Origin of the sequence: Bacillus sp. (in: firmicutes), from assembly GCF_031983925.1 — a bacterium.
GTDB lineage: Bacteria > Bacillota > Bacilli > Bacillales > Bacillaceae_G > Bacillus_A > Bacillus_A pacificus.
The window spans coordinates 40673-54456 of record NZ_DALYZR010000003.1 but is presented as its reverse complement, the minus strand read 5'-3'; the positions used below and the strand labels follow the sequence as shown (position 1 = coordinate 54456).

The window sequence follows — 13784 nt, the reverse complement described above, 5'->3', positions numbered from 1 at the left end:
TCACGTTTTTTATTTCTATAAAAATTAATAGGATAATGCACTTTTTCTATCTTATTCTACTAATTTCTAACATGGAATATTATAAAATGAGCTAGTCAGTAATACATTCATCTTTATAAGATAATCGTATACTGACCTAAACTTTCATAGTCAATATTGATAGTTTCTCATCCCTAATAATTGCTATTTATCATAAATATCATTCGGATTAATTGTAGGAATAAATCCATTTATAGAACTATATTTTTTAGATACGGTATTTGGAGTAACGGTAAACGTTACAATCTTATTACTTTGTTGTTTAAAATAGCGCATCCAATTTTGACTCCATTCATCTTTCGTAATAACTTGTTTATTGAAGTCCTCCCACAATACACCATGTATAAAATTCAAGGATGTATTTTTGATTGTGTCAAATCCCCAATTCTGTATAAGAAGCAAATCAGAATCAACACCTTTTATTTCTTTTAATAAATTTACATATGCTTCGCGAAATTTCCCTTGTGTAACTGGCTGATCATAAAAATAGTCATCAATATCACCAGCGGTATCTAAAAACACACCGTCTATTCCTTTTCCAATAACTTGCTGTTTCACTTTATTTACAACAATCCGCCGGTAATGTTCATCAGCTAAATTCATAATATATGTATCCCACTGCTCAATCTTCATTTTCTTACCGTCTCGATAATAATAGTCTGATTCAACTACTTGCGATTTATGCCACGATTCTAATTCTAAAACACTAACATACCCAAGGACTACTGTTCCGGATTTTTTTAATTGCTGAACTTGCTCTTTCGTAAATGCATATGGCTCTATAATGACCATGTCATACTTTGAAAGTCCCTCAATTACTTGCTCATTTGCTTCACCATAATAAATTTTATAACTTCGTACATTTTTTAAAACTGGTTCCACGACATTTGCTTGGGCGGATGTACTTGAGGAAAAAATAAAAGAAAATATAGCTAAAAAGTACATGGAACGTTTCCACTCCATAATAATATTACCCCCTATAAAACTGTAATTTTTTATCATTTTATATATTAATACAAGTATAGTAATACAATAACATTTTACATTTTTTCAAGCTCGATATTTAATAAAAAATCCCAATAAATACAATACATTAACAAAAATTAGAATTTATTTCACTTGAATTTACTACATCTCTGTTGATAAAATGATTTGGGCTTTATATATTTTAAAATAATTCTTTTAAATTATGTATTTTATTTCAGTGTACTATTCCTCAAAATTAAATTTGCAAACGAAAGAAGGGATTTTTTATGCACTATAGACAATCTAATTTATTACAAAAAATGATTGAACCTACGATTCTCTTTATTGCTCTATTTTTTCTCTCAATACTAACTGATTTTCTAACACCAACGTATGAATACTTCTTACTCTTATTTATTACATTAATTATTTCTAGCCGGTATGGCATATCTATCGCCCTTTTCACCTTTCTAGAAGCAATGATTTATATTTTTATAAGCGGTATATATAAAGAAGATGATATATTACTGTACTTTTATTCATTAGATTACTGGATTAATTGGATTTTCTTACTTGTTATTAGTTTATGTTGTGGACTAATGAGTACTGCACAAAAAGAACGGTATGAAGATGTACATATGATAAATAATGAGCTAAAAGCCGAAAATAAAGAATTAAAATATGTTGTGAAACAATTGGATGAAACACGTATTACACTACGTTCTCGTGTACTTGAATCAAATAATCACTTATCTAAAATGTATCATATGTTTAAAGCTTTAAATCATACACATCCTGAAATTGTACTCGATGAGGGAATAAATGTATTAAAAATGTATTTCGGAGCAAAAAAAATTGGTATCTATCACGTCGATAACAATAAACAATCACTTCGTATTAAATTAAGAGCAGAAACTGGTAAAAATACCTTACCTCAATCCATTTTTGTTAAAAATGCTTCGCTAGTCATCAAAAACGCTCTAGCGCATAATCGACCTTTTTTCCGTACAGAAGAGGATTTTCAAGACGCTCCACTTTTAGTTGGTCCCGTCCTATTCCAAGATGATGTACAATACGTCATTATATTAGACGAAATTGAATTTTCAAAAGTAACTTCTGAGCAATTCGAACTTTTCACATGGTATTTGCGCTGGATGGGTGATCGTTTACAAAACGCTTCTAATCTTTGGCTATCAAGTCAAGAGGATCGTACATTCCCTAAAACGAGTATTTATTATGAAGATGAATTTGAACATTTACTAAAAATAGAAAAGAAACGGTACGAAACATTATCTTATCCATATTCCTATTTTGAATTTACTGTTCCACAAGATTCTTTAGAAATGATAAATTCTATTTTAAAAGATCATTTGCGTGATATCGATATATTCGGTTATAGCACGACTAAACAAAAAGTTATGATTCTATTACCTGGCACTGAAGAAAAGTTTTTATTACCAGTCCAAACTCGTATACAAAACGCTCTTTCTTCTAAAGGAGTGGTATGCTAATGATTTTACTCCTTCTTTACTTTATTTATGCTATTTTGGTTTTTCTTTTATTTCGATTTACGAAAGGTTTGATTACTGAAGATAAGAAAGGAATTATTGAGTTTTGCTTGATTATCTCTCTCCTTTTCCCGCTTGTCGGACTTATTGTATCAGCAATCATGTTATTACTGAATATAAGACGCTCCAAGACCGAGTGGTTACAGCAATACTCTGAGTATGTTTCCTTTCAAGTTGATCATTATGAAGATATTTTGGCATCAGCAAAACAAGATATGGACCTAATTTCATTTTCTTCTGGATTAGAACTAGATAAGCCTGAATTACATAAACAACTCATTGTACAGTTAAGCTCCTCCCCTATTTCCAATGAAGGAGGCTTATTGAAAGAAGCCATTCATCATAAAGATCCTGAAACTGTACATTACGCAGCAACTACTATTAATTTACTAAATGAACGGTACGAAAAACAGATCGAATACTTAAATAAGCAATTTCTACAAAATCCACAAAATGAAATTGCAAAAGAGTTGGTTTCTAACTATTTAAGATATATAGACAGTGGTCTTCTTTCTAATCAGCAAAAGGAAAAAATAATCGCCGAATTTATGAATTTTATTACACAAAGTGTAGAACTATTCCCTACTGAACCTCTTTATCCTTTCCACCTTGGAAATCTGTTTCTACATACAAAACAATATGCAAAGTCTGAAGAACAATTTTTAAATCTTATTCATTTCTATCCTGAATCATATTACGGTTACGTTGGGTTACTTGAAATATATTATGAACAAAAGTTATGGGACGAGCTCTATAACTTAATCAATAATCTAGCATCTGCAAAAAGAGTTCATATACTACCGCGTAAATATCAATTATTTGTAAGGCAGTTTGGAGGCGCACACATTGAAAAAGGGGATTAATATATATATCGGAATTGTTAGTATCATTTTATTTCTCTTAATTATATCTATCCTTATATATCGAACAGAAAATTTCTATCAAAAGTTTTCTGTTCCTAAAACTAAAGAAACAGATACTGTTAAAACGCTCAAAGCAAAAGATGTAGCCCAAAATGGACAAAAAATGCAATTATACGTTTTAAAAACGGATAATACATTAGGGCAACAAGTCGAATTTAATACGAAAAAGGCAATGGATTACGCACACCTACACTATAAAGATATTACAGCTAATGAAATTAAGGGACTTACTCCCTCTCCCTATACAGGAATTATTATTACAGGTGAAATAATGGCGCAACTTCCACAAGCTGATATTCAAAATTTTGTACAAATGGGCGGAAGGATTATTATCGCAAACCGACTTGATTCAGATCCTTCCTGGAACACATTATTTGGTATTACAAAAAAAGAAGGCTTCAAAGATGTGAAAGGATTAACCTTTGAAGAAGTTTTATTCGCTGGTTATCCTGATCTCTCAAGTTCTTCTCCATTGTTCACTCATAGCTCAATGAATATTACGCTAGATGAGAATACAACTAATACTTGGATTACTGCAGAAGATACTCCCATCCTTTGGACCAATGACTACGGTGAAGGAAAAGTCTTATATTGGAATACAACAGCATTGAACGATAAATTAGGTAGAGGTATGTTCGTTCAATCACTGGGTACTATTTTCCCGACTTTCGCTACAGTACAACTTGGGGCGGAGATTATGTATATCGATGACTTCCCATCTCCAATTCCAAGTGGAGAACTAAAAAACTTAACAACAGAAAAAATTTCTGTTGAAGAATTTTATAAAAAACATTGGTGGAAAAATATGAAGGATATCTCTGAAGAGCTTGATATTAAATATACGGGGGTTGCAATTGGGACATACCAAAATAAAGTAACGCCACCTTTTGAAAATTTCACAGGCAAAAATAGAAATACCTATTTATTATTTGGGAGAGAATTATTAAGTCACGGTGGAGAAATCGGTATTCATGGCTATAACCATCAACCTTTATTATTACCACCAGACCCAGTAGATAAAGCACTTGAATATGTTCCATGGAATTCAAAAGAGGACATGGAGAGATCCTTAGATGCTTTACAAAAACTCGTGTATAACTTCTTTCCAAACGAAAAACTAAAAACCTATGTACCACCATCCAATATTATAAATACAACTGGATTAAGTGCATTAAACGACGCAGTTCCAACTATGGAAACAGTTGCTTCTCTATATGTGGGAAGTAAAAGTAACGGCAGTTTAATTCAAGAATTTGGACCAGACGAGCACAACAAAAATATTTATCACTTCCCACGTATTACGAGTGGCTATGCTATTTCAGATGAAGAACAATTTATTTTAGCTGATGTTACTGCAAATTTAGGGGTTATCTCACATTTCGTCCATCCAGATGATATCCTTGATGAAAAACGTTCGGGTAATTTAACGTGGGAAGAATTATTTAAAGCTTATAAAACGACAATTAAAGAAATACGAGAAAGATATCCTTATATAAAAAGTATGACACAAAGTGAAGCAACTGCTTCCATGAAAATTTATCAAACTGGTGATTTAGCTGTTTCTTATGAAGATGATGCTGTTCACATTGCATATAAAGGATTACCAAACCACACTGCAACGATTATACGTGTGGAAGAAGGGAAAAAATTGAAAACCGGTTCATTCCCATACGGCACAGTTACAAAGCTAGATTCACAAATTTATAGCGTTATATTAAAACAAGCTAACGCTACAATTCCAATTAAAGGGGTATAGCAGATGAGAATAGGTTTAGTCGTTGAAGGAAGTTATCCTTTTGTCAGTGGCGGAGTAGCAAGTTGGGTACAAATGATCATCCAACAATTTAAAGAACATGAATTCACCATTTTTGCGATCGTACCGCAAATAAAAACAGAAGAGGAATATCAATATGAAATTCCTAACAATGTAAAAGATATCATTATGATTCCCTTACAATCAGAAAGTGACTCAAAACATATAAAAACCAATTTAACGACTGATGAAGTACAAACACTTCAAAAATGGTTTACATTCCAAGCTAACGACACAGAAGCATTACAAATATTAGGGAACAAGCAAAAGCTAGGAACACTACATTCCTTCTTCGAAAGTCGTGAATTTTATGAAATAGTGAAAGAAAGCTATTTGTATGAAGAAAGTAGTGGTTCTTTCTTAAATTACTTTTGGATGTGGAGATCTATGTTCACACCAATCATTCAAATTTTACAAATTGATTTTCCTGAATTAGATCTTATCCATTCTGTATCTACAGGCTATGGTGGGCTTCTTGGAGCTGCAATTAGTGCCAAATCTGACATACCATTTATTCTAACAGAGCATGGTATTTATTCTCGGGAACGTGAAGAGGAAATACTCCAATCAACTTGGATACCAATCGAATACAAAAAAAGATGGGTTTCTTTCTTCCATCATTTATCTCACCAAGCATATGAACAAGCTGCTGATGTGATTACGTTATTCGGACGGAATAGTGCATATCAAAAAGAACTAGGAGCCCCGGCCCATAAACTAAAAATTGTTCCAAATGGTGTTACTTTATCTGACTATAAAGGGCTACGTAAGCCAAAACATAATTCAGATAAACTCATTATTTCTGCTATTATACGAGTTGTGCCAATTAAAGACGTAAAAACAATGATTTATGCAGCTAAATTATTATTAGAAAAAGATATTCCGTTTATCTTCTACTTATTAGGTCCTGATACAGAAGAACCAGAATATGCCCAAGAATGTCGTGATTTAATTCAGCAACTTGGATTAAAAGAACATGTAATAATGACTGGCAGAGTAAACATTAAAGATTACTTAAAACAAACGGATATTCTCGTATTAACTAGCATATCTGAAGGACAACCACTAGCTATGTTAGAAGGAATGGCATCGGGATTACCATGGGTTGTTACAGACGTTGGTTCTTGTAAGGAGTTAATTTATGGACAAGATGAAGATCCTTACGGCCAATGTGGCTTTGTTGTACCACCTGTATCTCCTGAACAAGTTGCCACCCACTTAGAATGGTATTATCGCCACCCTGAATCCATTCAACAATTCGGAAACAATGGGCGTAATCGTATTGAAGCATATTATCAATTATCAGGTGTTGTTGATAGTTATCGTAAGCTTTATTTAGAAAGGGGTGCGAAAACATGGCAGGTATAGGATTTCGATTACAAAAATTATTTCAGGAAGACTACTATTCTTCAAGGGTAAAAGCTTATGGATTTTCGTTATTTGTTACAGCTGGTCCTTGGTTAGTCGTTATTTTAGCAGTAACAACTATTCGATTCATTTTGAGTTTATTTCATTCTATTTCAATTGAAGAACAGCGCCTTTTCACTATTTCAATTTCATATTGCTTTATTTTTTCTCAAATTATTTACGGAGCATTGCAGCTCATTGTAACTAGATATGTAGCTGACCTTTTATACGAACAAAAAGCTGATAAAGTATTTTCTTCATTTTTAGGAATGACGAAGATCACACTTTTTTTAGCTATTATGTTATGGCTTTTGTTTGCATTTTTCACACCGTTAGCTTTATATTATAAAATCGTGATGCTATTTTTATTTTTAGCTTTAAATATCATCTGGATTCAGTCCATTTATTTAACAGCAGCTAAAGATTATCAATCAATTGCACTGGCATTTTTAATCGGATCCATTTTTTCCCTATTAGGAATTATCCTAGTAGCTTACTGGCACCCTACACTTGGGTTAGAACATGGATCTGCCCTATTGCTTTTAATTTCTTTTACACTCGGTACTTTCATTACACTAGTATGGTTAAGTATCGTTATTGTACGAATGTTTCCAAATAGTGATGCTACTGAACAATTTACCTTTCTGTCTTATTTAGATAAATATCCAGAATTATTTTGGTCAAGCCTCTTTTACAATGTGGGTATTTGGGTATGTAATTTTGTTATTTGGTTTGGAGACGGTCGGGGAAATATTGAAGACACATTTATTTATCATCAAATTTATGATACTTCTGTTTTCTGGGCGTATTTAAGTATTATCCCAACCTATATTTTCTTTGTAGTATCCATTGAAACGAGGTTTTATGAAAGATATAAAAAGTTCTTCGGTTCGGTAAACAATGGTGGAACATTACATACGCTTTTACAATTGAAAGATTCCATGAACTTTGTCTTAAAGCAGGAAATGGAACGTATACTTCGTAATCAAGGTATTTTTTCCTTACTTATTATTTTTATAATATGGATGTTTAGTTCGCAATCTGGAAAGACAACACTTAATTACTCTATTCTGCAATTAACTATAGTTGGTGCTTATGCAAATGGAATGGTGCTCGTTATTACATTACTACTCCTATACTTTGAGGATCGTAAAGGGGCATTTCGAACATCAGCTATTTTCTTTTTTGCAAACTTGTTATTAAGCCTTATCCTGCTTCCATTTGGATTCAATGGTTACGGCATTAGTTTCGCAGTTGGATCTTCTATTACATTCCTATATGCTATTTCTAGGCTCTTTACTTACATTAAAGATATTGATTATTATACATTTTGCCAGTCAAATATTCCTATAAAACAGCGGACCTTTTTTACCAAATTAGCTAATAAACTTAACGGGAAATAAATACAAAAATGCCCTTTGCTCATGCAAAGGGCATTTTTTGTATCTACATATTAAACTTCCAAATAGCCATTTTTATTATTTGATTGCCATCTCCAAGAATCTGCACACATTTCTTCTAATCCACGTTTTGCTTCCCATCCTAGTTCACGTTTTGCCTTTGATGCATCTGCAAAACATATTGCCACATCACCAGGACGACGCTCTGTAATTTTATAAGGAACTTTTTTTCCTGAAACCCTTTCAAATGCTTCAACCATCTCAAGTACACTATACCCTGTACCTGTGCCCAAATTATAAGCATCTACTCCTGTTGTATTCAGTACTTTCTCTAGCGCTTTTACGTGACCTTTTGCTAAGTCTACAACATGTATGTAGTCACGGATGCCTGTTCCATCTTTCGTTGGGTAGTCATTTCCAAATACACTTAATTCTTTTAACTTACCTACTGCCACTTGTGTAACATATGGCATTAAGTTATTTGGAATTCCATTTGGATCCTCTCCAATACGTCCACTTTCATGTGCACCAAATGGGTTGAAATAGCGAAGTAACGCGATACTCCATTCTCTATCTGCAAATGCTACATCACGCATAATTTGCTCAATCATTAATTTCGTTTGACCATATGGATTTGTTGCACTTAATGGAAACTCCTCTGTAATCGGTGACGTTTCCGGGATACCATATACAGTTGCGGATGAACTAAAAATCATCTTCTTTACATTATGTTTCTGCATTACTTCACATAGCACTAAAGTGCTCGTAATGTTGTTATGATAATATGTTAATGGAATTGCTACTGATTCCCCTACAGCTTTAAATCCTGCAAAGTGAATAACTGCTTCGATTGCATTTTCTTCAAAAATTGCGTCAAGTGCTTCTTGATTTAAAACATCTTCTTTATAAAACTTAAATTGTTTTCCTGTTATTTCTTTCACTCGATTTATAGATTCTACCGAGCTATTCGAAAGATTATCAACTACTATAATTTCGTAACCGCTATTTAGTAATTCTACACATGTATGACTACCAATATACCCTGCTCCACCTGTTACAAGTATTGCCATAATTATAGTCCTCCATATTTCATTCATTATAAACTTCTCAAAGTATATCACATATTTCTTATCCTATGTTTAATATGCGAACACATAAACTTACATTTTATCCCATAATAATTTTATAACATATACGATTCCAATCAAGTAATAAGAAAAATGCCACATAATTTTTGTTATGTGGCGTTTTTCTTATTAAATTACGTAACAATATACACTTAGAAAATGTGCAAGACTACCTAATAATACAAAAACGTGAAAAATTTCATGATGTCCCATATATTTAAACTCTAGCCATTTTGGCTTTGTTCCATAAATAAATCCACCAATTGTATAAAAAATGCCCCCAAGTACTAAGAAAACAATGCCTCCTGTACTTAAATTCTCAGCTAACGGTGCAAAGAATAAAACAATTAACCAACCCATCGTAATATAAATTGCTGTCGATAACCATCTTGGACAATTAAACCAAAACATTTTAAACACAATGCCACAAATCGCAGTTGCATAGACTAAACAAAATAATAACAAACCACTTGCTGAATTTAATGTAATTAAGCAAAAGGGTGCATATGTACCTGCAATTAATATAAAAATCATAGAATGATCTAGCTTCCTAAAGAAGTAAATAACACGTTCATTGGCCACAACACTATGATATACAGCTGATGCCGTATAAAGGACCATCATTCCAATCCCAAACAAAATAACAGCTGTAATTGCAGCAAATGATGGCATCTTGATAGAAACTTTCACAAGCATAGCTAATAAGGCAATAAATGATAATATCGCTCCACCTAAGTGAGTAAATGCATTAACTGGTTCCCTTACATAAGCATTCATAATAACACCCCTCATATAATTACATGTAGTTTCAATAACTACATGTAATTATATACACATTTCTTTTTAAGGTCAACATTTACAATTTATTTGTTTCGTAATACCATATTTAAGGATGTATTAGACATTAAGTTCCACTAAGTTATAAAAGTGAGGGATTCTACGTGGAAAATATAAATGAATTACTTGAGACATTGCATTTAGAAAAAAATATTAAACTTGAGGATATTCCAAATGTTGACTTATATGTAGATCAAGTTGTCCAACTATTTGAGAATACTTATGCAGATACAACGAGAACTGATGATGAAAAAGTATTAACAAAAACGATGATTAATAATTACGCAAAAGGGAAACTATTCATCCCTATCAAAAATAAAAAATATTCAAAAGAGCATATGATTTTAATTAGCCTAATTTATCAATTAAAAGGTGCTCTTTCCATTAACGACATAAAAAGTTCATTAGAAACTATAAATGACTCCTTATTAAATGATGATTCATTCGAATTAAATATGTTATACAAAAATTATCTTGCTCTTACTGAAAGCAATGTCGAAAGCTTTAAACAAGACGTAAATAACCGTGTTACAGAAGTAAATGAGATTTCTTCCTTAGAAGACACAAAGCTAGAAAAATTTCTACTACTAACATCCTTCGTGACTATGAGTAATATGTATAGACGTTTAGCGGAGCAACTAGTGGATGATTTAAAAGAATCATAAATAAAAAACTATCCACCTATTAAAGTGGATAGTTTTTATTTACTTAATTGCTTCATGAACTTTTAGTTGTTTCCCTTTAATCGTTGTAGTCTTCATGACTTTCAAGACAAGTGGTCCTTTTCCATTTAATATTTCGACGTAAGAAACATTATCTTGTATCGTAATAATACCTATATCTTCTGCTGTAACACCTTTAATTTTAGCAATTGTACCGACGAAATCTACCGCCCTAATTTTCTTTTTTTTCCCGCCATTAAAGTACAGCTTCATAATGCCTTTGTTGATGTCTGCATTTTTATCTTTCTTTATAATTGGTTTAGCATGTATCTTTTCTTCAAATGCAGCTTTCCCTTTCATAACTTCTTCTTTTGAAGGTCCAATTGCCTTTGGAATTTCAAAGCCAATATACTCCTCAATCTCTTCTAAAAATCTATTTTCATATGGTGTTATAAATGTAATAGCTTTTCCACTATTTCCAGCTCGTCCTGTTCTTCCAGTACGATGTACATAGCTTTCTTTTTCAAGTGGAATATCATAATTAATAACATGTGTAATATTATCAATATCAATTCCTCTCGCAGCTACGTCTGTTGCTACTAAATAACGGAATTTTCCTTTTCTAAAATCATCCATGACTTCAAAACGATCTTCTTGTACCATACCACCATGTATTTTGTCACAAGGATAGTTAGCTCGTTTTAATTGTCTATATACATGATCTACATTTTCTTGTGTACGGCAGAAAATAATACAGCTATCAGGATTCTCAATCGTTGTTACATCTTTAAGTAGTGAAAACTTCTCGTCTTCTATCGCCTCAAAAAGGGTATGTTCAATTTTATCCGTCGTAATCCCAGCCGCTTTAATTTCAATATGAGTTGGTGCATTCATATATGTACGTGATAACCTTTCAACATCTTCCGGTAAAGTTGCTGAAAATAACATTGTCATTCTATTTGTAGGTAATTCATCAATAATTGCCTCTACTTGATCGATAAAGCCCATGTTTAGCATTTCATCTGCTTCATCAATCACTAAATATTTTAATCGCTCTAAAGAAAGGGTCCCTTTTTCAATATGATCCAATACACGCCCTGGAGTCCCTACTACAATATGCGTCTTTTGCTTTAACTCTAATTTTTGACGTGCAAATGGGGACTTACCATAAATTGCGGCGGCTTTAATTCTTTTGAATCGCCCTATATTTGTAATATCTTCTTTCACCTGTACCGCAAGCTCTCTCGTTGGTGTTAAAACTAATGCTTGTGGTTTATTCTCTTCCCACTCCACCATCTCACAAAGTGGAATACCAAATGAAGCTGTTTTTCCACTTCCCGTCTGGGACTTCACAACAAGATCCTTCTTTTGTAATGCGACTGGAATAACCTCACCTTGTACTTCTGTTGGATGATCATACCCTAACCCAGTAAGTGCCCTTACAATTTCTTTACTTAATTTATACTCAAAAAACCCTTTTTTACTCATATATTAACCTCATTTTATTCTGTATTATTTTCTTTTTTATCTTTTGTATACGTTACTATCGCCCTACTTATTATACTTGAAACCTCACATAAAAAGATGGATTATGCCAGATTCATCTTTTTATATAGAAATAAACCTTATCATTTCATATATTGTTCAACTACTTGATAACATCTTTTGCTCGTATTGTTAGCATTAACCTTTTCATAGAATCCTACATCCACTCCAAAAAATAAAAAGAATACATACACCCTTGTATAATTATCTTAATTTTTCAACCTTTTTATAAACGAACAATACAAACAAAACAACGTTTTAAATTCGTTTTTAACGTTGTTTTTTAGATATAAAATCTACTTTTAAAAAAAACGTTAAGAAATCCTTTGACTTTTTAATGAAAACAATGTAAATTATCATATGGACGAACATTTTTGATTAATAAAAATAAAATATTCGTATTTTAGGGGTGTAAATGATGGAAAACGTATTCGACTATGAAGATATTCAATTAATTCCTGCAAAATGTATTGTGAACAGCCGCTCTGAATGTGATACAACTGTCACTTTAGGTAAACATAAATTTAAATTACCTGTCGTACCTGCAAATATGCAAACGATTATTGATGAAAGAATTGCAACTTATTTAGCTGAAAATAATTACTTCTATATCATGCATCGTTTCCAACCAGAGAAACGAATCTCATTCATTAGAGATATGCAATCACGTGGATTAATCGCTTCTATTAGCGTTGGTGTAAAAGCGGACGAGTATGAATTCGTACAACAGTTAGCTGCTGAACACCTTACACCTGAATACATCACGATTGATATCGCGCATGGACATTCTAATGCTGTAATCAACATGATTCAACATATTAAAAAGCATTTACCAGAAAGCTTCGTTATCGCTGGAAACGTTGGAACTCCAGAAGCGGTAAGAGAATTAGAAAACGCTGGTGCTGACGCAACAAAAGTTGGTATTGGACCTGGTAAAGTTTGTATTACTAAAATTAAAACAGGCTTTGGAACTGGTGGTTGGCAACTAGCTGCACTTCGCTGGTGTGCAAAAGCTGCAAGTAAACCAATTATCGCTGACGGTGGTATTCGTACACATGGCGACGTAGCTAAATCTATTCGATTTGGGGCGACTATGGTTATGATCGGTTCTCTATTCGCTGGTCATGAAGAGTCTCCAGGGGAAACAATCGAAAAAGACGGCAAACTTTATAAAGAGTACTTCGGTTCAGCTTCTGAATTCCAAAAAGGTGAGAAGAAAAACGTTGAAGGTAAGAAAATGTTCGTTGAGCATAAAGGTTCTTTAGAAGACACTTTAATCGAAATGGAACAAGATCTTCAATCTTCTATCTCTTACGCTGGTGGAACAAAATTAGACTCTATTCGTACTGTGGATTATGTAGTCGTGAAAAACTCTATTTTCAACGGTGATAAAGTATATTAATTTTTAAATTTAACTCGAAGGACAAGCAGTTTTATGCTTGTCCTTCTTTTTCATATATAGAAATGTAAAATATTTTCATTTTACTGAATTTTCTA

The 13784-nt window shown here is 32.6% G+C and carries 11 protein-coding genes; 7 read left to right on the top strand and 4 right to left on the bottom strand.

Annotated elements, in window-relative coordinates; all coding sequences use genetic code 11:
• Positions 1-183 precede the first annotated feature (183 nt).
• A complete protein-coding gene (locus RTP99_RS11925) occupies positions 184-1002 on the bottom strand; it encodes an endo alpha-1,4 polygalactosaminidase (protein ID WP_000455000.1) in 819 nt (272 codons plus the stop codon).
• Positions 1003-1292: 290 nt separating this feature from the next.
• Between RTP99_RS11925 and RTP99_RS11920 the strand changes: the two genes are divergently transcribed.
• The 5 genes from RTP99_RS11920 to pelG are packed head-to-tail and all read left to right on the top strand — an operon-like array spanning position 1293 to position 8119.
• Positions 1293-2516 carry a GAF domain-containing protein gene (locus RTP99_RS11920; RefSeq protein ID WP_000559343.1) on the top strand — a complete coding sequence of 408 codons (1224 nt, stop codon included), beginning with the start codon at positions 1293-1295 and terminating at the stop codon, positions 2514-2516.
• A complete protein-coding gene (locus tag RTP99_RS11915) occupies positions 2516-3436 on the top strand; it encodes a tetratricopeptide repeat protein (RefSeq protein ID WP_000601985.1) in 921 nt (306 codons plus the stop codon). The genes RTP99_RS11920 and RTP99_RS11915 overlap by 1 nt, the downstream gene beginning before the upstream one ends.
• Positions 3420-5252, top strand: a complete 1833-nt coding sequence (locus RTP99_RS11910) for a DUF2194 domain-containing protein (RefSeq protein ID WP_000715313.1) — start codon at positions 3420-3422, stop codon at positions 5250-5252. Before RTP99_RS11915 ends, RTP99_RS11910 begins: the two co-directional genes overlap by 17 nt.
• 3 nt (positions 5253-5255) lie before the next feature.
• On the top strand, positions 5256-6677 hold the full coding sequence (pelF, locus tag RTP99_RS11905; RefSeq protein ID WP_001219499.1) for a GT4 family glycosyltransferase PelF: 1422 nt from the start codon (positions 5256-5258) through the stop codon (positions 6675-6677).
• A complete protein-coding gene (gene pelG / locus RTP99_RS11900) occupies positions 6665-8119 on the top strand; it encodes an exopolysaccharide Pel transporter PelG (RefSeq protein WP_000907294.1) in 1455 nt (484 codons plus the stop codon). The genes pelF and pelG overlap by 13 nt, the downstream gene beginning before the upstream one ends.
• A gap of 50 nt (positions 8120-8169) precedes the next feature.
• Here the strand turns inward: pelG and galE are convergent, their stop codons facing one another.
• Positions 8170-9186: a UDP-glucose 4-epimerase GalE gene (gene galE / locus RTP99_RS11895; RefSeq protein ID WP_000996533.1), complete on the bottom strand. Its 1017-nt coding sequence runs from the start codon at positions 9184-9186 to the stop codon at positions 8170-8172.
• 186 nt (positions 9187-9372) lie between these two features.
• A complete protein-coding gene (trhA, locus tag RTP99_RS11890) occupies positions 9373-10020 on the bottom strand; it encodes a PAQR family membrane homeostasis protein TrhA (protein ID WP_000995364.1) in 648 nt (215 codons plus the stop codon).
• A gap of 164 nt (positions 10021-10184) precedes the next feature.
• Here trhA and RTP99_RS11885 point away from each other — a divergent pair, with 164 nt between their 5' ends.
• Positions 10185-10745 carry a DUF1836 domain-containing protein gene (locus RTP99_RS11885; RefSeq protein WP_000427878.1) on the top strand — a complete coding sequence of 187 codons (561 nt, stop codon included), beginning with the start codon at positions 10185-10187 and terminating at the stop codon, positions 10743-10745.
• A gap of 39 nt (positions 10746-10784) precedes the next feature.
• Here the strand turns inward: RTP99_RS11885 and dbpA are convergent, their stop codons facing one another.
• Positions 10785-12230 (bottom strand): ATP-dependent RNA helicase DbpA, encoded by a 1446-nt coding sequence (gene dbpA / locus RTP99_RS11880; protein WP_000037422.1) that lies wholly within the window; start codon positions 12228-12230, stop codon positions 10785-10787.
• A gap of 475 nt (positions 12231-12705) precedes the next feature.
• Between dbpA and guaC the strand changes: the two genes are divergently transcribed.
• Positions 12706-13689, top strand: coding sequence for a GMP reductase (gene guaC / locus RTP99_RS11875; RefSeq protein ID WP_000432432.1), 984 nt, complete (start codon positions 12706-12708; stop codon positions 13687-13689).
• Positions 13690-13784: the final 95 nt, after the last annotated feature.

Coding starts and splice junctions, on each gene's coding strand:
- RTP99_RS11925 (WP_000455000.1), bottom strand. CDS start 1,002: ATGGAGTGGAAACGTTCCATGTACTTTTTAGCTATATTTTCTTTTATT.
- RTP99_RS11920 (WP_000559343.1), top strand. CDS start 1,293: ATGCACTATAGACAATCTAATTTATTACAAAAAATGATTGAACCTACG.
- RTP99_RS11915 (WP_000601985.1), top strand. CDS start 2,516: ATGATTTTACTCCTTCTTTACTTTATTTATGCTATTTTGGTTTTTCTT.
- pelF (WP_001219499.1), top strand. CDS start 5,256: ATGAGAATAGGTTTAGTCGTTGAAGGAAGTTATCCTTTTGTCAGTGGC.
- pelG (WP_000907294.1), top strand. CDS start 6,665: ATGGCAGGTATAGGATTTCGATTACAAAAATTATTTCAGGAAGACTAC.
- galE (WP_000996533.1), bottom strand. CDS start 9,186: ATGGCAATACTTGTAACAGGTGGAGCAGGGTATATTGGTAGTCATACA.
- trhA (WP_000995364.1), bottom strand. CDS start 10,020: ATGAATGCTTATGTAAGGGAACCAGTTAATGCATTTACTCACTTAGGT.
- dbpA (WP_000037422.1), bottom strand. CDS start 12,230: ATGAGTAAAAAAGGGTTTTTTGAGTATAAATTAAGTAAAGAAATTGTA.
- guaC (WP_000432432.1), top strand. CDS start 12,706: ATGGAAAACGTATTCGACTATGAAGATATTCAATTAATTCCTGCAAAA.